The following is a 21204-nucleotide window of genomic DNA, read 5'->3' as shown; positions in this document are numbered from 1 at the left end:
TTTAGATATATAATTATTATCTTTTAGGGCGTGTTGATGTTTCATACTTCGTCAACACGCTCTAGAGATTACTAGAAGACGATTAGTTTTGGAATAAAGATCAAGACTCGGTGACAGATTCGTCTATCTGATCACGATGAGTCGAAGCAACAGCCGCTATCACAATCCAAAAACAGCAAAGCCGGACAGTCATGCCCGGCTAATAATACGCGTTGCACGAGTTATTCAGCTTTGAGTAAGCGACCTGTCAGAGCCGGAACCGATATCATAGTGTTATCTGACGATACATTAATCTCTTCCCCTGTCATCAGGTCCACCAGCTTACTGGTCGTCTCAAGTCTGCCCATATCCAGATTGAACGTGGCGTCACTCTCAGCGGTGTTCAGAACATAGACTATTTGTTCATCTGCATACGTTTTTAAATCGGCATACAGTGTTGAGCTGGTCAGCAGGTTTGTCCGGCTACCGTTATACAATGCCGGATGTTCACTGCGAACTTTCATCGCGCTGGCGAGCCAGTTTTTCAGATCTTCCTGCTCACTGCTTAATATTACCCCGTCAACCACACCATCGATCTTGCCACTGGTACGGGCTACGTGATCATCACACAGCCCTTGGGCGACACAATTCACCGTCACCTTATCTGCGAAATCAGGGACTTCATCTGCGATCTCTTCACCATAGTAGAAAGTAATCGGCCCGGAATAAGCGGTCATAAAGCTAAATGCCGCCTTATGCCGTTTTATCGAATCATCTAAATGCCCTCTCTGAATCAGATCAGCAAAACGTACCAGATCGTGATTACCCAGCATTAGATTAGGCATCGCATGGTATGGATAATTTTCTATCCGGTTCCAGTCAGCGTTAAGCTTGGTTGCATTTCCCGATGCTCCGGATTCTTCCACCGCCAGCGCTTGTACCAGTCCATAACGAAGAGGAAAGTCGAATGCTGATTTCAGGGCTGGGTTGGCATTTGTCCCATAAGCGGTATCCGCAATATAACCCGCACTATTCCAGACCTCGCCAACCATATAACCCAAGGTTCCCCAGCTATTACCATCCCTCCGGTTCTTCTCAGCAGCGGCTTCGACGGCCTGTCGGATGTTCGTCCAGGTTTCAGTCGGAACCTGATAAGCCTGATCCAGTCGCCAGCCATCAATCTTATATTTAGAAATCCAGTAAGTAGCCACTTCGGTGAAGAATGCTTCACTATCAGAATTTGGGTAAACCACCAGTTGTCCCGGATAGCCAGAATCACCCGCGTCTAATTCAGGTAATTTACCTGTCGGAGACGTTTGTAGTTGTGCTTTATTGGTATGCCCGAAGACACCATCCAAAAAAACATACAGCCCTTTATCATGGGCAGTATCGATCAACTCTTTAAGTTTTTCGTTAGAGCCGAAATTTGGATCAACATTAAAATAGTCGCAGGCGAAATACCCGGTTGCATCCAGCTTCACGTTGCCTGCCGCACCTTCACAGGAATCAAAAACCGGAGTCATCCAGATAGCATTGACATTCAGACTCTTGATGTAATCCAGGCTGTCGATTACCCCTTGCAGATCACCTTTATGGTGAGAGGTGCCGTAACCCTGATCATAATTAATACTGTCATCTCCGTTAACAAATGACTCCATCATGACCTGATAAACACGTAAATTACATGCTTCTTCTTCTCCTTCATAGCAAGCGTAGCTTGTCGCCTGTGCGGTATCGGCATTAATTGAGGTTACCGCGGCATTATCTGTACTGCTGCTGCAGGCTATAATACCGATGAGTACTGCAATAGGCAGGCCCGCCTTGATCAGTTCTGTCTTCATAATTAATCATTCTCTGGAAAATCAAAAAAGGTGGCAGCTTTCACTGCCACCTGTACTTTATTGTGTTTACGAGTTATTGAGCTGCTTTTTCAAATACCGCTGTAGACCAGGCTGGGACAGAGAAAGCACCGCCTGTCACACTGGCACCAGCAGCAATAGATGCGTCGCCCATTTCAATATGTTTAGGATGAAGGGCATAACCCTGCGTATCGATATCACCAGTGAATACCTGTGTTTCATTGGTAGCATTAATCACGATAACGATATCGTTGTTGGTCGTACCTCCATCGATAGACATAACAATCAAGCCTGCAGTCTGATCCGCTCCGGTATTGTGGAACTTAACTGCCTGATTAATCTTCTCACCATCGTTCAGGGTGAACAGTGGTGATGAGCTGCGAATCGATGCCAGCTCACGGAAATAGCTGTTCATCGCTGTCATTGCAGCAGGCGTTATATCCGCGCGCTCTCCGGAGCCAGAGATAACGTCATTGATGACTGCATAGTTATCTCCATCCTTGTCTTTCCTTGGCAGACCTTTGTTCCAGTTATCGCTACTGGTCTCGGAGAAATCAACCTGGTTATACCAGTCACCGGAATCGTAAGAATCACGCTGCATCGACTTGGAACGCAGAATATCACTACCCATCTGAGTAAAGACAACCCCCTGGCCCAGTAGCACGGTAGACATACCAACTGCCTGCATTCTGACGCGGGTATCCAGTGATGCTGCATAAGGGATTTTGTACTGGTTGTTATCCCACAGGGTCTGGTTATCATGCTTAGCGATGTAGTTCTGGATTTCGTCCGCATCTTTAGCATAACCCGCAGCCTGACCATTATAATCCAGCTCACCACCAGTGATAACTTTCCCGGTTGAGTCAGTAAAACTGTAGTCTTTCAGGTTACCAGCCATACCCACTCGTACCAGATCCATCAGGTGAAGTGCTGTTGCTCGGTCTACCGCATCTTTGTCATTCGGATAAACAAAGGCACCGTTACCGAACCCCTGATTAGCCCGAAGACCATCGCCACCGTCGAATGGGCCACCGCCACGTACCGCATCACGCATACGGTCCGAGTACGTACCAACACCGGTGCCATACATATTGGCCTGAGTTGCCTGAACAAACATGGCATCGTTCGCGACTTCACCGAAGTTCCAGCCTTCACCATAGAAATAAGTATCAGCGTCCACTTCTTTCACTTTTGCCAGCGCATTCAGGATCTGTTGCTTAGGATGGTGTCCCATCAAGTCCCAGCGGAAAGCATCAATCTTGTAGTCTCTTGCCCAAACCACCAGAGAATCCGCAATCAGTTTACCCATCATGGCATTTTCAGGTGCGGTGTTTGAGCAGCATGTTGAGCTTTCAACCGACCCAGTCATCGGATTAAGACGCTGGTAATACCACGGAACGATTTTATCCAGAACCGACTTGTCACTGACGCCAGATTCATTGGTGTGGTTATACACCACGTCCATGACGACGTTCATACCAATATCTTTTTTGATCGAAGTAACCATGTCCCGGAATTCTTTAATCCTTGTCATACTATCAGCATCTGATGAATACGAACCTTCCGGTACGGTGTAGTGGTAAGGGTCATAACCCCAGTTGAAACTGTCTACATTGCGCACATATCCGTTCAGTCTTTGCACTACAGGATTATCAACAGAGTCTTTTGCCTGCATATCGGTAAATACATCAGCAATCGTATCCGCACTGCTACAGTAGTTGCCAAAGTCGGTATCATCCGCTACGGCTGAATTCAGCTCACACAGCTTGCTGAATGGCTGATCAATATCCGCCACTTTACTCGGATCTTCATTGATCGTTGCAATATCAAACACCGGCAGCAGATGTAAATGGGTCACTCCTGACTCAGATAATGCCTTCAGGTGAGTCACCGGATCAGAGTCAGTTTGAGTAAAGGCTTCATACTTACCCCGCATCTCCGCAGGTGTTGAAGCGTCATGAGCAGAGAAGTCACGGACATGGCCTTCATAGATAACAAACTCAGCCGGATTATCCTGTGCGTGAGGAGACTCAAGACTATCCCAGCCAGATGGGATCAGATCTGGGTTGTTCAGATTTACGACCTGGCTGTATTCAGAGTTCATACTCAGACTCAGAGAGTATGGATCGGTAACCTGATACGTTTCCATTTCCTCGGCTTGTGGGTGATAGACTGTTAGTTCGTACTTATACAGGTCACCATGCCCCAATGCAGTGTCAGCGACTTCCCATATACCGGTAGAACTATCAAAGGTCATATCGATAGCTGTCTGGGCTTCTTTATCTGAATTATACGGGATGAGTTTTACCTGCTGAGCCGTAGGTGCCCACAAGCGGAAGGTCGTCGTATCACCATTAATAATCGCGCCTAGCTGAACACTTTTTGCTGCGTCGGCATACAACGCATCCAGAGCTGTCGCAGGCTGAGCCTTGGTTGCCAGTACAATGTCTCCTGCTGAATCGGTTGCAGTGACAATTAATTCACCTTTCAGCATCTCTTTCAGAGTGGTTTCAGAATCAGAGAAATCGAATTCAAATCCGACAAAACCAGCTTCAGAAAGATGAGGCTTGCTTGCCTGCCACGCACTTCCGGCAGCGGTAGAAGAAGTAATAACATATGTTGCTCCGGTCACTTCCTGGCTGCTCTCATCAAATGTCATTGAACCGTCAGCAGAGTAATACAGAGAGACTTTATCTGCATCAGCAGCAGAAACCAGAAGTGTGGAATCATCAGCAAAAATGGCACTTGCCCCCGAGAATGAGACTTTGCTCACCGGCAGCTGTTTCATTGGCTGGTAATAAACTTTATCGGTACCTTTAAAGATAAATCCGACATTTCCGACAGCTGTAACTTTGTCAAACTCAAACTTCAGGTCTGCAGTTTGATAGCTGCCTCCGCCATCCGAATTGTTAGGAATAATATTCAGACAACCTTCCAGTGCAGAAACCGGCACATCCCAATAGACACCATAGGTATCACTTATTCCGGTCTGCTCCATTCCCGGCCAGCTCGTATCGTCTCCGGCATGAGCTCCACAGGTATCATTGTTCCAGGTATGAAGTTTAAATGCATTTTCATCTCCATCCTGAGTATTCATATAGATACGGACAGTATTTTCAGGCAGAGCACTGATCAGCTCAGGCATGACTGAAGCCACCCCCTCACGCGTGTACACTGAATTTTCCGTACCTAACTGGGTTAAATCAACTTGCGCGTCATAGTCTCCCAGGGGTTTACTGTTATCCGCACCAGTCCGGGGAATAAAGTTCACACATTGAGTTGAATCGTCAGAATTGACATCCAATGTCCAGTACGCACCATTTTCACTGTCTACACCGGTCGGTTCCAGCCCCTTACTCCAGTCACTGGCATCCGTCGTATCGCCCGCATAAGCGCTACAACTATCATCATTCCAGACATAAAGTGTCGCGGTATCATAGCTGCTACTGTCTGCTGTGCTGAGGACTGTAGGGTTGGCTTTATAATACACGGTAACTTGTGCCGTTGGATCTGACGAGTCTTGTGTCGTTGGGTCGGTCGTGCTGCTGTTACAACCGACCAAAAGAATACTGCCGATGACGGCGGCAGAGTATTTCAACCTTAAAGGTAGTAGTGGTTTCAAGGTAAGCTCCCGTTTTTTACCTAAAAATTTACCAGAAGCACCGGGTCTGGAGAGAAACAGTTTATTAGTATTAAAATCTCTCATTTTGTATAGATCCGGAACACTTCACTGTATATGCGGATAAAACAAAAATAAGTCCGCAACACGAGAAACCATACTGTTCGCCTTATATATACAAATCATCCTGGTAAAGGAGCATAGGGGGTGGAGTATGAAGGGCGTAGAAAAAAGAAATTTTAGCAAGATCACTGTTTGTATATTAAATCATCTTGCTCACTTTCTGTTTAAGTAAATTAATATGCCTTAGATCACGTACTGTGGGATGAGATCAAAAATATATGAAATAAAACAACAAGTAACTAACATTTCGTATATCTTTCAAAAAAATGACACAGGTCACCTTATGTGACTAGGTACATAAGGTGACCTGTATTTACGGGCTAGAGCAAGCTCTAGAGACTGCGGTAGGTGCTTTTCATTTCATCAACGACTTTTAAAGCCCGTTCAAATTCATATACAGCGATGTGCCCTGCCAGAATTTTACTTAATACGGGGAAAGCCGTTTCGAAGAACGCCTTTTCAGCAGAGAAATAAGACTCCGCCTCCAAATCATTGTCTTCCAACAATTCATACAAGCGATTAAGCCGCTCCTCTGAAATTTCACTGTCAAGTTCTGCTGTGCCATATTCTGATGTGGATTTAACGGGTGGGAGAATATCCAGAGGACCCTCGTCACTCACATAAGTATGGCTTGCGGTATGATCAATTTTCAGGTCCAGTGTTAACCAGAATGAACTGCCAACACCGGGCTCACTGTCAACACCGACAGAACCTCCCAGCGCATGCGCAATATGCTGACAAATGGCCAGTCCCAACCCTGTACCACCATACTTGCGGGCAATGGATGCATCCGCCTGCTGAAAACTGTCAAAAATTCTATCCTGTTCACTCTCAGACAGACCTATACCGGTATCCTGCACGGTAAAACACAAACTAACACTGGATTCCGATTTATTTAACAGGCTGATTTTCAGGCTAATTGTACCGCTATCGGTAAATTTAATGGCGTTGCTCACATAATTGAGCAGGATTTGCTTGATACGCAGTTGATCACCAATTAATACCGGAGGGATATTTTCATCTATTTCCGCGTGACACCCTAACCCCTTATCTTTTGCTTTATGTTCAAAGATATCCCGAACATCCTGCACAATAGACATTAATTCAAAGCTATGACTTTCTATCTCTATTTTTCCTGAATCCAGCTTGGAAAGGTCCAATACGTCATTGATTAATGATAATAAGTGTTTCCCCGCTTTATTGATTTTAGAAATATACTGTTTTTGCTCATCACTCAGACCATCATCCAGAAGAATGTGAGACATACCCAGTATAGCGTTCATCGGGGTTCGGATTTCATGACTGACATTAGAAATAAACTGACTCTTCGCGATATTTGCTTCTTCCGCATCGATTTTCGCGTTTCTTAGCTCAGTGGTTATCTGATCTAATTTTTTCCCCATCCGAATAATGGATTTTTCCGTTTCATTAATTTCCTTAATCCTGAAATTTTTATGAGACAGATGAAATTCACCCATACTCACTCGGGTTATCATTTCTTGTATGTCTGATAGTGGCCCGGCAATATGGCGGCTCATGCTTTTTGATGAGAACCACATAAACAATAAGAACAGTGAATAGAATCCAACCAGCCCCAGTATCAGTATATAGCCGATGGTCTGGAACTTATTTTCCAGCGCGCGGGACTCCGCGTACATATCGTCCTCATCAACGATGAGAAGAATTTTCCAGTTTGTCTCCGGTATAGTCGACCAGGAAGCTAACTTTTTGTTTCCATCCAGAACAAGTTCTGTAATACCTTCTTTATTTTTAACCAACGATTCACCCAGTATGCTGGTATCTCTGCGCTTATACAGGTTGAACTGATCAGGTTTAAACACCTCTTCTGTGATGGCTTTCTGATAGTTATAATCCGTTAACTCCTTAAGACCAAAATCTGTCTCACCTTTAGGAGGCAATGCCATAATATTCCCGTCGCCACTGGCTAATATCGCATAGCCATCCCAGGGAACGGATAAGTTCTGGATACTTTCCACAATAGTACCGACGGTAATATCTAACCCGACGACACCTTCAAGAAAATCATTATTCCGGTTATAAACAGGTGCAATGGCAGAGGCCATCCACCCCTGTCCTGCGGGGTCAATATAAACATCAGTCCAGACGACATCACGTTCCGGGTTATGCTGACCGTCAGCCAGATAATAAAAATTATATTCCGGTATATTCATCTCCGGCGGATACTGATCGACGGTTAAAAACCAGGGATAAATTCTGTTGTATGAATCCCAGCTATTGAAATATATCGCTGCTACTAACTCGTTACTTTCTTGTATCTGCTTCATTAGAGGATCAAGCTGAGACAGCTTATATACTTTCTGCATATCTTTTTTATCATTTTCTGTATACGCAGAATAAAAAGAGGCAGCCCCCCCAAGATCTTCTTTCGAGTACAAGACTCCGCTGTCCTTTATTTCAAGATTAGCCTCATCATCAGTATCCAAATAGGTATCACCGGATAAAACTCTTTCTGTTTCTGTACTATATAACTTTGTCAGGGTAGAGATTGATATTAAGTTTTCCCGAATAATTGATGTTTCTCTTTTCGCCGAGATACTCAACTCTGAGTTTGCCTGCTGATAGATATAATTCATGTTCTCAGAGCTGATAAAATGGTTACTCAACAGATAAACAGCAATAAGAACAGACTCAACTAAAACCAGCGGTATCAAACCACTTCTGACCATCGCCCGCCACACCCAGGACTGGGTACTAATTTCACTTGTCGTCATGTTACTTCCCTAATAAACACTATGGCCCTATGTTACCACCTAGTTACCTTTATATTGTATACATGTAGACGCCATAAATTTGGTTATACCCATTTTTACATCAGTATTTGTGAATTAACACGGTTGCCGTCTTCAGAACGCATATCTGCGGTATAAACCAACGATTCAGGAATTTGACGCTCACTGGCACAAAGTTTGTATACAAATTAATCAACCTTAAGGTTCAGAATTACTGTCATCGCCATGAGGAACACAAGATGTACAAACAGCTGCTATATTCTCTGCGACAATATGCTCAGGCCCGCGTTTATGATGTGAAAAAGAAAGGTGAATCACCGGAATTTGCTGCCCGGCTAATAGAGAAGTATACCGAGGGCATGATCACTCAATGAAAATCATGGGGTTACAGACCTACATGGCTGCAATTAAAGCCGAAGCACGAACGTTATGCCTGGCGATTTGGCCTAAGTATCATAAGTAAGTCACACGGTGACAGAACAAACAAAGAGGGGGAATGAATATTCCCATGCCAATAAGTCTGTAGCTAGCTTTATTGCCTCTCCGGCAATAAGCTGGTTGATACCGTGATATGAAGTGATATCATCGCTGCTTTAGCCATTTTCCCATACACAATATCCAGAAAGGGACACAAGTTACATGAGCCAACTGACTCCTGAACAAGAGAGTGCGATTATCCAGTTTAAGCAGAATATCCACCTGCCCGGCGACGGCTTTCACTCCATGATCATTGAACTATGTAAGGAGTATCAATTGCCTTTCCAGAAGGTCAGAACCATTGTCATGAATGCTCAGGCTGGAATTGAAACGCAAATTCTCTGCAATGTCAGTACCACGACAGACGTCCAGTTAACCAAAGCGCACTGGGTTGCCGTGATAAGAGCCAAGCTGGAAGAAATGGCTGATAGCAACGTTCCACTAATGGAACAACTTACCAGCAGTCAACGCTACCAAAAGGTAAAAGAAAAGTTGGCTAAACCGGGGATAAGTGAAGAAGAGCGGGAACAAATTCTGGCAGAACTGGAAGATATATACGAGTATGAAGTATGCAACCCGCTGAGAGCCATGCTTCGTACCTCAACACTGTTTTGGGCGGTAAAAAGTGATCTCTTTGAGATGACTAAAGAACAGCGCCAGAAATTCAGCGATTACCCACAACATATGGAGGCAACTGAGCATTTGCTGAAACTGGCTGAGTCCTTTGGTAACAGATGCTAAATTACCATTCCGCGCGGCGGGCTACATGATGCCGGAAATAGTGTCCGGATTAAAACGGAATGGGTGGCCGGACAATCCCGGAAACGGTGGCTGGATTGCTCCGGAATACGCAATTGTAGCCCCTATTGTCGCCACAACGATAAAACTAAATGCCAGAAACGAAAAAACCTTGCAAAAGCAAGGTCTTAGAATGTGGCGGTGAGTGAGAGATTCGAACTCTCGATACGTTGCCGTATACACACTTTCCAGGCGTGCTCCTTCAGCCACTCGGACAACTCACCGTAATCAAATTGTTGTTGTCTTCTCTGCGACAACGAGGCGCTAATTTAATGATTAAGGCCTGATTGGTCAAGTATAAAAACAGAAAAAAACATGGTTTTATGTTTAACTGCCTAATAATTAGCTAATTATCACAAAATATAGCCAGTTTAACCGGTTGTGAGGGTCTTTTATGCCTGTTGGCAATACCCGGGAACCCGGAACCAGCGGCGGCAAATTTCCAGAAACTGACCGTATACCACCCCCATACCGCATGAAATAACGGCTGTGCTGGCAACTGCAGTGATGATTTGATCAGGTGATGCCCCGACAGAAAACAAAATTCCGGCATAAACCGGCAGTTGAAAAGAAACAAAAGCCAGTAAATCAGCGACCAATTTCACTACCTTTGAAGCCGACACTTTCCCGGCTACAGTGATAAACCAGTCACGGTAAATACCATAAGGCCATGCAATTGCCGTATTAACAGGTATCGATAACAGGCGAGAGGCAAGAGACTGCTCAAAAGTCATCCCTGAAATAAGGATTTCCACTACCATTCCAACAGCAAAACAGAAAATAACCATTGCAAACGTATCGGCAACCGCATGCCGAACAGAAAAAGGAAGCTGAACTTTCATCGTATAGCACCTACAGAACAAATAACCACAAAACACTTAAGGAAACCAGACACCTGACTGGGGAATCGCATTATATATAGTTATATATACCATGAAAACAAATTTAAGACAGCTTTAAACACTATATTTAAATGATAAACCTGAATCTATGACCGGAATTAGGCTCTGAGTCAGAGGAATTGACTGCTTTTCATGTCAATGCTCAAATAACCGCCACATGGTACTCTGAAACACATACATTACTGCCTCACCCTGCTAAGATAAAAAGCAAATACTTAACGGATAGTAAACGTGACACTACAAGAATTTCTTCTGATCCCGGAATTACACAATAAGCTGGTCAGCGAGGCCGAAACCAGAGGCTTTGTGACGGCAATGGCCGCAGCACCCCACCTGATTAATCCGTCAGAATGGCTCCCTTATCTGTGGGGTAATAACGAAGAGAACCCATTTGAGGATGGAGCTCAGTTTGAGCAATATGCACACCTGATTGTTGAGTTGTGGAACCATACCCGTGAAACTCTGCTGGATGGCAGTTGGCAATGGCCTGAAGGCTACAACCTGGATGAAAAGGATATTATTACAGAGAGTGTGAGAGGCTTTGCTGCCGGTATGCTTGATGGATGGCATATAACCAAGGACGACTGGGAAACGATTATGCCAGCAGACAGTGAAGACAGTGCTCTGATGGGTGGGTTCATTCTGTCTCTTAGCATGCTATATGACCCAGAAACTTCCGTAGAAACACTTACTCAACAAGGTGTTGAAGGGTTAGACCAATTTGAAGAAATTTATAAGGCCATGCCTATGATGGCGTGTGGGCTGACTCAGCGGGCAGCGATGCTGGTGGACGGGGAATAAGCAGAAATAGCGAAGTATCAGAGATAAAAAAGAGAGGTTATCCCTCTCTTTTTTATCAGACTTTATCAGGCATTGCCTTCCACTTTAGCGTTAATCTGCTCAGCAAAGTCCAGCATACGATTCAGTGGTACGAGTGATTTTACTCTTACCTCTTCGTCCACAAAAATTTCATGAGTGTCACCACTTTCAGTCAATGCACTTTCTATCGCTGCAAGGCCGTTCATCGCCATCCAAGGACAGTGAGCACAGCTTCGGCATGTAGCGCCAGCACCAGCGGTTGGAGCCTCCATCAGCTCTTTTTCCGGTACCATCTGCTGCATCTTGTAGAAAATGCCCTTGTCGGTCGCCACAATAAGCTGTTTATTCGGCAGTTCTTTTGCCGCTTTAATCAGCTGACTGGTGGAACCCACGGCATCCGCTAGCTTAACAACGCTGGCTGGCGATTCAGGGTGTACCAAAATAGCGGCATCAGGGTACACGGCCTTCATATCGCTCAGCCTTTTAGCTGAAAATTCATCGTGTACGACACATTCACCTTGCCAGAGCAGCATATCTGCGCCTGTTTCTTTCTGGATATAAGAACCAAGGTGACGATCTGGTCCCCAGATTATCTTCTTCCCTTCGTCATCCAGATGCTCAACGATATCCAGGGCGATGCTCGAGGTCACAACCCAGTCGGCGCGAGCCTTTACTGCTGCGGAGGTATTAGCATACACAACAACAGTATGATCTGGATGAGCATCACAGAACTTACTGAATTCTTCGATTGGGCAACTTAAATCAAGTGAGCACTCGGCTTCCAGCGTTGGCATCAAAATCGTTTTTTCCGGTGTCAGAATCTTTGCTGATTCCCCCATAAAGCGCACGCCTGCAATCAACAGAGTGGTGGCCGGGTGGCGGTTACCGAACTTCGCCATTTCCAGTGAATCGCCTACAAACCCACCGGTCTCTTCAGCCAAAGCCTGAATTTCAGGATCGGTATAATAATGGGCAATAAGAACGGCATCCTTTTCTTTGAGCAGATGTTTGATATTCTGAATATGGGTCTGCTTCTGTTCGTCAGTTAGCGGTTCTGGCTTAGGAGGAAATGGGTATGATGTTGTATCTATTAAATCTAATATATGGCTCATTGCTCATGCTCTACGCAACTCTCCAGGGTTCGGGCATTGTACACCCGATAGCAGTTAATACCAAACGATATGCCCGGTTTAAAACCATAAAAATCAAGGGCAGAGTTATATATTCCGCCCTTGTGTTTATGATATCTGTAGCGCGCAATAAGCACTAAAGGTGCTGCTTAGCCTTTTCTGCGGAGGCGCTGCTCGGGTACTCATCTACTACCTGTTGATAGTATTTTTTCGCCACATCAGGTTTATTATTGCGCCTGGCAATATCACCTAATTTAACCAATGAATCCGCACGTTTGTTTGAGTCTTCATACGCGATAACTGAAGCGAAGCTCTTTGCCGCTTCTATATCCTGCTTTTGCGCAAAATATAACTGCCCCAGCCAGTAATGTGCGTTTGGTGCAAAGTTAGACTCAGGAAAATCTTCCTGGAACTTCTTAAATGCAGCGATAGCTCCGACGTAATCCTTTTTTTTCAGAATTAAATCAACGGCTGATTTATAAGCAGCCTCTTCATCTATATTAACGGTATAGGTACCGCTGTCAGAAGATCCGGTATCATCGGCATTCTGAAGCGTTTCCGGATTAACCGCTGCCGGTTGCTCATTCGCTTTCAACCCGCTTCGAACACGATCCAGTTCGATGAAAAGCTCTTTCTGTCGTTCCAACATTTGCTTCATATCGTACTGGTTACGCTCAACCATTCCACGTAATTGCTGAATTTCAGCCGACATACTGTCCAGCTGCTGCTGCATCTGCACCTGAACACGGCTACGATTATTAAGCAAACGTTCAAGACGCTGAACGTCAGTTTCCCGTGGTTGTGCTGAAGAAGCATTAACGGAGTTAGGCGTGGTGCTGTTTACATCAGATACTGGAGCTGGTGCGGCGGATACACCACCCGCCACACTCGCCAGCAACGTAAGCGAAACAGCGCGCTTAAAGTTACTGAACATAATCAATCCCGATTAGTATACGATAACCGCACGACGGTTTTTCGCATAGGCTTCTTCACTCTGACCAAGAACCAGGGGTTTTTCTTCACCGTAGCTCATGATCTGGATTTGATCAGCCTGAACACCTAATGCCTGAAGGTACTTAGAAACGGCTTCAGCACGACGTTCACCCAGCGCAATGTTGTACTCTGGCGTACCACGCTCATCGGCGTGACCTTCAACTTTTACATTGATGGTCGGGTTTTTGCTCAGGTATGCAGCATGAGCAGCCAGCATTTCTTCGTAATCACCAGATACTGTAGCGTTGTCGAACGCAAAGAACACAGTTTGATTTTCACGCAGTTTAAGCTCTTGCAGTTCTTGTTCAGAAAGCTGAGACTCTGTATTCATTGGAGTAACAACCGTTGTATCTGTTGTCTCCTGAGAGCCTGTTTGCTGCTGGTTAGTTGTTTGTTCCATTGAAGCATCTGCTGCGTCATCGCTTGAGCTACATGCAGTAACAGCCAATACTGGTAGCGCAATTAGAAGCCCTTTGAGAACCTTATTAAGTTGCATCTTATTTCTTCCTTATATATTAAAACTTAGTCGCTACAAAAACGGTGACCAGGCGGGTGCTCGAACGCGCCCATTTGTTGCCGGTAATCTAGCTTTAAATCGGCCATCGATAGATACCATAGAAAGCACATTTTTCTTTCTGAACATCGAACTATAAATGACCATACCACCATTTGGTGCAATACTTGGAGACTCATCAAGCAGCGTTTTGGTAAGAACCTGAACCGCCCCTGTTTCCAAATCTTGTTTGGCGAGATTAAATCCAGAAGCAGAACGATTTACCATAATCATAAAACGTCCGTCCGGAGTAATCTGCCCCCCTAAATTTTGGCTACCCTGCCAAGTCAGTCGATCTGTCGAGCCGCTATCCAAATTTACTCGATATATCTGTGGTTTACCACCCCGATCAGACGTAAAAATAAGGGATCGCCCATCCGGATACCAGAAAGGTTCCGTATTATTTGATCTTCCCCGCGTAATCTGCCTCAGTTTTCGGCTTTCCAGATCGAGAGTGTATACCTGAAGGCTTCCCGTTTTAGAAAGTACCAGCGCAAGCGTTTTACCGTCAGGAGAGAATCTTGGCGCACCATTATGACGAGGGAATGACGTTAATTTTTCTCGCTTACCCGAATAGATATCCATCATGAAGATTTCTGCCTGACCATTCTGAAAGCTGACGTAGGCCAGGTTTCTTCCATCCGGTGACCAGGCCGGAGACATCAAAGGCTGCTTTGAACGAAGAACTAATCGCTCGTTATATCCGTCATAATCGGCGATACGAAGTTGGTACGGATATTTTTCTTTGTCATTGACCACAACATAAGCAATACGGGTCAGGAATGCGCCTTTATCTCCTGTGAGCTGCTCATAAACCAAATCTGAAATACGGTGAGCGTACTCTCTCAGGCGACGACCCGGCACCGTTGCCCTCTTATTGAACAGGATGTGATCCTTAGACAGAACCAATTGGCCGGCACTGTCCAGCGCTTTACTCTGCCCGCCAGTTAACTGCCCCCGAATCACATCAATCAGCTGATAGGAGATAATATAATTACCTTGTGCATCCTGAGTAATCGTCCCGGTCAGGAGGGAATCAACCCCCATCCCTGTCCAGGCATCAAAGTTCACATCAGTATCTTTATAGGGTGTCTGTGGCATTTTATTCACTGACACAGGGCTAAACTTACCGCTACGTTGCAGGTCTGAGGCAATCACAGCAGAGACATCCTGAGGAAGAGGCTGCTTCCCTTCCCATTTAAAAGGGACGATGGCTATCGGTCGGGCGGAATCGATGCCTTCCGTAATCACCAGTTCTAGTGCCGCATGCGCAACATTACTCACACTTAAGCAAACTAAAAACAATCCAGTAATAAGTTGTTTAATCACAGTGGTATCCTTTTTTCCTTACTACTCTTTTCTTAACGCTTTCTCTTACTATTCAGGGATAACGGTTAAGATAATATTCTTAAGCTCGTCGACAATCTCTTTATCCGCGGGCAGTGGAAAGCTATTAACCTGGGCAACCGCCCTTTTTGTCGCCGAACATAAACGGCTGTCGCCTTCCATTACAGAAACATTGCTTAATATCGCACCAGAGCCTGTCGGTAACAGCCGCAGACTCACTTTACACGACTTTCCCCTGAAGGAGTCCTCCATCAGCAGGTTATTTTGTATAAGCTGCGTATAAATGGCTCCATAACGTTCTTTTTCAGAAGCGACATGCCTTTGCTTTGCGGCTGAATTCTGAACAGACTCGGTTTCCAGACCAGAAAAAATATCGCCAAGTGCAGCCTCTTGCTCTTTCCTCTCACGCTCAAGACGTTTCAGACGTTCCTGTTCTTTCCGCGCTTTCTCTGCTGCTTTCTTGGCTGCTTTCTCTTTTGCAACACGTTCACGCTCCGCTTTTTCAGCAGCCGCTTTCGCTTCCTGAGCAGCCTTCTCTCTGGCTAATCGCTCTTTTTCAGCTTTTTCTATCGCTGCCTGTTTAGCCAAACGTTCTTCTTCTGCACGCCTAATCGCTTCCTGTTTTTGCTTCCGTTCAGCTTCGGCTTTTGCTGTGAGTTCCTGTTCCCGACGCAGGCGCTCTTTTTCCTGTTTAATTTTTTCCTGCTCTTTACGAACACGTTCCTGTTCAAGTTTGCGCTGCTTTGTCGCTTCACGAGCTTCTTTTTCCGCCCTGGCTTTATCCTCTTTTAACTTCCGGATCCGCTCTTCTTCCTCTCTGCGGTTCTTCTCCAGGAGCTCACTCTGCTTACGCAGTTTATCCAGTCGTTCTTGCTCCGCTTTGGAAGCGGCTTCCCGCTGCTGTCTGATTTCTCGGGCCTGACGTTGCACAAGCTGAGGATCGATGACTACAGCCTGAACCATATTTCCTGTCGGTTTTGGCTGGGACATACTAAAATCTGACCCCCAGATTAATACCGCCAGTAATGCAAGGTGCAATACCAGAGAAATAGCTATGGCTGATTTGTAATTATTGTCGTTTTTCATTTACGGCTAAGACTGTTCCCTGATTTCCGTCAACAAACCGACTTTCTGGATGCCGGCCTGATTCAGTTCATCTAATACCAATACCACATCCGCATAGGGTGTTGCTGCATCACCGCCAACGGCTACCGGAGATGTCGGCGCAAGTGACAGCTCTGCTTTCACCCTAACGATAACTTCCTGCAACGAAAGGCCTCTGACTACAGGTTCATCATTAACGCTCAATCCCAGATTACCGTCACTATCAATCTCAACAATGATAAAACTGGCATCGCTATCACCTGCGATATCAGAAGCGGTCTTAGCTACGGACGTATCAGGCAGGTCAACCTCTACCCCCTGAGTAACAAAAGGCGACGTCACCATAAAAATAATTAACAGCACCAACATAACATCAATATAAGGAACAACATTAATTTCAGCAGTGAGCTTTCTTTTCTTTGGTTGATAGCCCGCCATGCTATGCGTCCTTTTCACTCATAGACTGACGATGAAGAATGCTGTAAAACTCTTCGGAAAAAGTAGCGTAGGCGTGTTCCAGTTTACTCACTCGATTGCTCAGGCGGTTGTAGGCCATAACGGCAGGTATCGCAGCAAACAGGCCCATTGCTGTCGCCACCAATGCCTCGGCAATACCCGGGGCAACCATCGACAAGGTTGCCTGTTTTACTTCACCCAGAGCAATAAAGGCATTCATAATTCCCCAAACCGTACCAAACAGGCCGATATAAGGGCTGATGGATCCAACCGTCGCTAAAAACGGAAGGCTTGTTTCCAGAGATTCAACTTCTCTTGCAACGGCAACCCGCATTGCTCTTCCTGTACCTTCCATAACAGAAACGCTCGATGAACCAGTGGTTCGTCTGAGACGAGCATACTCAGTAAACCCGCTATAAAAAATTTCTTCCGAACCGGCAATATCTTCTTTGCGTTCTTTTACCTTCTGATATAGCTGAGACAAATCCTGAGTTGACCAGAATGAATCTTCAAACCGCTCTTGCTCATGGCGGGCGACCGACAGGACTTTGCTGCGTTTAATTATCATTGTCCAGGAGGCAATCGACATACCTAAAAGCGTAAGCATGACAATTTTGACTAAAAAGCCGGCCTGCATAAAAAGATCGATGATAGAAATCTCTGCTGTCACTTTAACTAAACTCCACGAACTCGTTCAGGTTATCAAACCGATGGTATGGCCTTCGGTGTATATAAAAATGCTATAAAACGCAATATTGACTTAAAATATGATAAATATCTTCTGGCATGGCCTGGGGCTTCATTTTTGCGTTGCTCACGCATGCTACCTTAACCTTGGTCTGGCACAATACTTTTCCTTCAGGATTAACGATATCCTGACAAAATACTAAGGAAGCCTTTCTGAGATCACTAACCGTAGTACGAACCGTTAAATGGTCATCAAGTTTTGCTCCCTGCAAAAAATCAATGTCCATATGGCGTACAACAAAGCCCACACCTTCCTGCAAAAGTACTTGTTGAGAGACAGCACCTTTGCGGAGTAGTTCCGTTCGAGCTCTTTCAAAAAACTTTAAATAATTAGAGTGATAGACCACCCCTCCAGCATCTGTATCTTCATAATAGACAGTCACCGGCCATTGAAAGACTAAAGCGGCTTTCTCTTGCAAACCTTATCCCTCGTGCAGCAGCTCATAGAAACTAAGAGCTAAAAATCTGAATAATCTACTATACCCCATGACTATGGCATTAGTACGAAATGAGCTAACTTTTTTTGAAATAAGTTAAATAATTTGAAATCTCCCCACACTTCTTAAACGCCTATTGATTATTTCATAAACAACAGGTTAAGCGGTGAGATCAAAAAAGGGTTCTGAATACAGAACCCTTTTGATGTTTACGGTACAAGACCGTCCAGTTATTTATCCAGCTTTTGCGTCATATATACGGCAAACCCACAAGCAGCAAATACACCGAACGCCCAAATTAAATACAACATAGTCATTGCTCCTTAGTACAACGAGTTCTTGTTTTCTTCAATAAACTTCGCATCCAGACGACCAAACATCTTAGTGTAAGCCCAGATAGTGTACGCAAGAATGATTGGTACAAATACCGCTGCAACAATCGTCATGATCTGCAGCGTCAGTTCACTAGAAGTGGAATCCCACATTGTCAGACTATAGTTTGGTTCTAAGCTAGACGGCATCACAAACGGGAACATAGTAAAGCCAGCAGTCAGAATGACACCCGCATTAGTCAGGCTTGCCGCAAGAAATGCCAGCGCACCGTTCTCTTGACGAGTCGCAAAGACAGCAATAACAGGCATAATCACCGCCAAAGCAGGAGCCAGCCAAAGCAGAGGATACTTGTCAAAGTTTGCCATCCATGCACCAGCTTCTCGGGCCACTTCTTTATTCAGCGGATTAGAATCAGCCATGGTATCGATGACGCTTTTCACTACGTAACCATCCATGCTGCTTACCCAGAAGCCCGCACCTACAAACAGGACAATCAGAAGGACAGCGCACAGCTGGCTGACACCCATGGAGCGAGTATATACATCATCAGTCGTTTTCATTTGTAGCCAGGCTGAACCCTGCAACAAAAACATCAGCAGACTGATCACGCCACACAACAGAGCAAACGGATTCAGCAGGCCGAAGAACGAACCTTCATAACGAGCCATGATAAACTCATTCAGAGTAAATGGCACACCCTGCAGCAGGTTACCAAAAGCAACACCGAAGATAATTGGCGGAACAAAACCACTAATAGAAATAGCGATATCCCACATATTACGCCATTTCGGATCTTCAATCTTTGAACGGTAATCCAGGCCAATAGGTCGCAACCAAAGCGCAGCCAGAGTCACAATCATCGCCAGGTAGAAACCGGAAAAAGACACCGCGTAAACCAGAGGCCATGCAGCAAACAGAGCACCACCTGCGGTGATCAACCAAACCTGGTTACCATCCCAGTGCGGGGCGATGGAGTTAATCATGACACGACGTTCACTGTCGCTTTTCCCGATAACAGGGATTAAGGCACCAACCCCCATATCAAAACCATCAGTCACGGTGAAGCCGATTAGCAGAACACCAACCAGAACCCACCAAATAAATCGCAAGACTTCGTAATCAAACATTATTCTTTCTCCCTGCTTATACTTCTACTTGGCGGCTAACTTTGTTTTCACCAGAGTCAGCTTGTTCAAAATGATAACGACCAGTCTTCAGACTACTTGGGCCTTTACGCGAGAATTTCACCATCAGGTAAACTTCTGCAATCAGGAACAGAGTATAAAGAATCATAATAGCCGCAAGTGACAACCACAGTTCAGCAGAAGAAAGCGCAGATGCCGCAACATTAACAGGAAGAATATCGCCAACAGCCCATGGCTGACGACCGTATTCAGCAACGAACCAGCCCATTTCAACCGCAATCCACGGCATAGGAATACCGATCAAAGCCGCTTTTAGTACCCAGGCCTTGTCAATAACTTTGCCACGAACAGACTGATAGAACGCCGCACCGAAGATAAACAACATCGCAACGCCCAGACCAACCATGATACGGAATGACCAGAACAGCGGCCAGACTGTCGGAATAGAATCATCCGCAGCCGCTTTGATCTGTTCTTCACTCGCGTCAACCACATTGTCTGTATAACGCTTCAGAAGCAGGCCGTAACCCAGGTCTTCTTTTACTTCATCAAATGCAGCCAGGTTTTCTGAAGATTTTTCACCGGCACGCAATTTTTCCAGCAATTCATAAGCGTACATACCATTACGGATACGTTCTTCATTCTGATCTTTCAGATCATGGATACCAAGAACCTGCGTATCTAGAGAACGGGTAACGATAAGCCCCATAACATAAGGAATTTGGATAGCAAAGCTGTTCTCCATTTTTTCCTGATCAGGGAAAGCAATAACATTAAACGCCGCTGGTGCCTCTTCTGTATGCCACTCACCTTCAATTGCCGCCAATTTTACTGGCTGGACATGCCCTAATTCGTAGCCTGATTCATCACCAACAAAGATCAGCGCAAGAACGGCAACCAAACCGAATGAGGCCGCAACAGAGAATGAACGTTTTGCAAATTCAATATCACGTCCTTTCAGCAGATAGTATGCACTAACGCCCAAAACAAACATGGCACCCGTTGTATAACCTGCTGTAACGGTATGAACAAATTTCACCTGAGCAACCGGGTTCAATACCAGCTCAGCGAAACTCACCATTTCCATACGCATGCTTTCGAAGTTGAATTCAGAACCAACCGGATTCTGCATCCAGCCGTTTGCCACCAAAATCCAAAGCGCAGAGAAGTTAGAGCCAAACGCCACCAGCCAGGTAACCGTTAAGTGTTGCTTCTTAGATAAGCGATCCCAGCCAAAGAAGAAAAGGCCTACAAAAGTGGATTCCAGGAAGAATGCAACTAAGGCTTCGATTGCCAGAGGAGCACCAAAGATATCGCCTACATAGTGAGAGTAATAAGACCAGTTAGTACCAAACTGGAATTCCATGGTCAGGCCCGTAGCCACACCAAGAGCAAAGTTGATACCAAACAGTTTACCCCAGAACTTAGTCATGTCCTTGTAAATCTGTTTACCGGTATATACGTAAAGAGACTCCATCGTGGCAAGTAAAAATGACATGCCCAGAGTCAGTGGAACAAACAGGAAGTGATACATCGCAGTGAGCGCAAACTGCAACCGCGATAGATCAACGACGTCAATCATATAAACTCCTTTTGTGTCGGCTGAATGACA

General features: G+C 45.3%; 18 protein-coding genes and 1 tRNA gene. 4 read left to right on the top strand and 15 right to left on the bottom strand.

All coding sequences use genetic code 11. The features are described from left to right. Positions 1 to 221: 221 nt before the first annotated feature. From DI392_RS07095 to DI392_RS07085, 3 genes are all read right to left on the bottom strand, one after another. Complete coding sequence (locus DI392_RS07095) at positions 222 to 1820, bottom strand: alpha-amylase family glycosyl hydrolase (RefSeq protein WP_109319211.1); 1599 nt, start codon at positions 1818 to 1820, stop codon at positions 222 to 224. A gap of 73 nt (positions 1821 to 1893) precedes the next feature. Next, complete coding sequence (gene pulA / locus DI392_RS07090; RefSeq protein ID WP_245883983.1) at positions 1894 to 5460, bottom strand: pullulanase-type alpha-1,6-glucosidase; 3567 nt, start codon at positions 5458 to 5460, stop codon at positions 1894 to 1896. A gap of 452 nt (positions 5461 to 5912) precedes the next feature. Next, a complete protein-coding gene (locus tag DI392_RS07085; protein ID WP_109319209.1) occupies positions 5913 to 8333 on the bottom strand; it encodes an ATP-binding protein in 2421 nt (806 codons plus the stop codon). Positions 8334 to 8590: 257 nt separating this feature from the next. On the opposite strand from DI392_RS07085, the gene DI392_RS19910 reads away from it, so the two are divergent. The 3 genes from DI392_RS19910 (at position 8591) to DI392_RS19575 (ending at position 9771) form a co-directional block, all read left to right on the top strand. After that, on the top strand, positions 8591 to 8725 hold the full coding sequence (locus DI392_RS19910) for a hypothetical protein (RefSeq protein ID WP_281259820.1): 135 nt from the start codon (positions 8591 to 8593) through the stop codon (positions 8723 to 8725). Between the two features lie 265 nt (positions 8726 to 8990). Continuing rightward, positions 8991 to 9569: a hypothetical protein gene (locus DI392_RS07080; RefSeq protein ID WP_109319208.1), complete on the top strand. Its 579-nt coding sequence runs from the start codon at positions 8991 to 8993 to the stop codon at positions 9567 to 9569. Between the two features lie 25 nt (positions 9570 to 9594). Then, complete coding sequence (locus DI392_RS19575) at positions 9595 to 9771, top strand: hypothetical protein (protein ID WP_181388376.1); 177 nt, start codon at positions 9595 to 9597, stop codon at positions 9769 to 9771. Here the strand turns inward: DI392_RS19575 and DI392_RS07075 are convergent. After that, positions 9763 to 9850: transfer RNA gene (locus DI392_RS07075), tRNA-Ser, on the bottom strand. The genes DI392_RS19575 and DI392_RS07075 overlap by 9 nt on opposite strands. A 168-nt stretch (positions 9851 to 10018) precedes the next feature. Continuing rightward, on the bottom strand, positions 10019 to 10468 hold the full coding sequence (locus DI392_RS07070; protein WP_109319207.1) for an L-alanine exporter AlaE: 450 nt from the start codon (positions 10466 to 10468) through the stop codon (positions 10019 to 10021). Positions 10469 to 10759: 291 nt separating this feature from the next. Between DI392_RS07070 and DI392_RS07065 the strand changes: the two genes are divergently transcribed. After that, a complete protein-coding gene (locus tag DI392_RS07065; RefSeq protein WP_109319206.1) occupies positions 10760 to 11329 on the top strand; it encodes a UPF0149 family protein in 570 nt (189 codons plus the stop codon). A 65-nt stretch (positions 11330 to 11394) separates the two neighbouring features. On the opposite strand, the gene nadA is transcribed toward DI392_RS07065, so the two are convergent. The 10 genes from nadA to DI392_RS07010 all read right to left on the bottom strand — a co-directional run bounded on the left by nadA (position 11395) and on the right by DI392_RS07010 (position 21174). Then, the gene (gene nadA / locus DI392_RS07060; RefSeq protein ID WP_109319205.1) at positions 11395 to 12459 is read right to left on the bottom strand and encodes a quinolinate synthase NadA; all 1065 of its coding nucleotides are present in this window, start codon (positions 12457 to 12459) and stop codon (positions 11395 to 11397) included. 154 nt (positions 12460 to 12613) lie between these two features. Continuing rightward, positions 12614 to 13411: a tol-pal system protein YbgF gene (gene ybgF, locus DI392_RS07055; RefSeq protein ID WP_109319204.1), complete on the bottom strand. Its 798-nt coding sequence runs from the start codon at positions 13409 to 13411 to the stop codon at positions 12614 to 12616. 12 nt (positions 13412 to 13423) lie between these two features. After that, the gene (gene pal / locus DI392_RS07050) at positions 13424 to 13966 is read right to left on the bottom strand and encodes a peptidoglycan-associated lipoprotein Pal (protein ID WP_109319203.1); all 543 of its coding nucleotides are present in this window, start codon (positions 13964 to 13966) and stop codon (positions 13424 to 13426) included. A 33-nt stretch (positions 13967 to 13999) separates the two neighbouring features. Beyond that, the gene (gene tolB / locus DI392_RS07045) at positions 14000 to 15352 is read right to left on the bottom strand and encodes a Tol-Pal system beta propeller repeat protein TolB (RefSeq protein ID WP_109319202.1); all 1353 of its coding nucleotides are present in this window, start codon (positions 15350 to 15352) and stop codon (positions 14000 to 14002) included. 48 nt (positions 15353 to 15400) lie between these two features. Continuing rightward, positions 15401 to 16456, bottom strand: coding sequence for a cell envelope integrity protein TolA (tolA, locus tag DI392_RS07040; RefSeq protein WP_109319201.1), 1056 nt, complete (start codon positions 16454 to 16456; stop codon positions 15401 to 15403). 6 nt (positions 16457 to 16462) lie between these two features. After that, on the bottom strand, positions 16463 to 16912 hold the full coding sequence (locus DI392_RS07035) for an ExbD/TolR family protein (RefSeq protein WP_109319200.1): 450 nt from the start codon (positions 16910 to 16912) through the stop codon (positions 16463 to 16465). A 1-nt stretch (position 16913) separates the two neighbouring features. Then, entirely contained in the window at positions 16914 to 17600 is a 687-nt protein-coding gene (tolQ, locus tag DI392_RS07030; RefSeq protein ID WP_109319199.1) for a protein TolQ, read from the bottom strand. 70 nt (positions 17601 to 17670) lie between these two features. Then, positions 17671 to 18096, bottom strand: coding sequence for a tol-pal system-associated acyl-CoA thioesterase (gene ybgC / locus DI392_RS07025; protein ID WP_109319198.1), 426 nt, complete (start codon positions 18094 to 18096; stop codon positions 17671 to 17673). A gap of 341 nt (positions 18097 to 18437) precedes the next feature. Then, positions 18438 to 19574 carry a cytochrome d ubiquinol oxidase subunit II gene (gene cydB / locus DI392_RS07015; RefSeq protein WP_109319196.1) on the bottom strand — a complete coding sequence of 379 codons (1137 nt, stop codon included), beginning with the start codon at positions 19572 to 19574 and terminating at the stop codon, positions 18438 to 18440. Positions 19575 to 19590: 16 nt separating this feature from the next. Next, positions 19591 to 21174: a cytochrome ubiquinol oxidase subunit I gene (locus tag DI392_RS07010; protein ID WP_109319195.1), complete on the bottom strand. Its 1584-nt coding sequence runs from the start codon at positions 21172 to 21174 to the stop codon at positions 19591 to 19593. Positions 21175 to 21204: the final 30 nt, after the last annotated feature.

It is taken from the genome of Vibrio albus, assembly GCF_003144035.1.
In the GTDB taxonomy this organism is placed as follows: Bacteria; Pseudomonadota; Gammaproteobacteria; order Enterobacterales; family Vibrionaceae; genus Vibrio; species Vibrio albus.
Note: the sequence above shows the minus strand (reverse complement) of the source record. Positions and strands in the feature narration are given on the sequence as shown.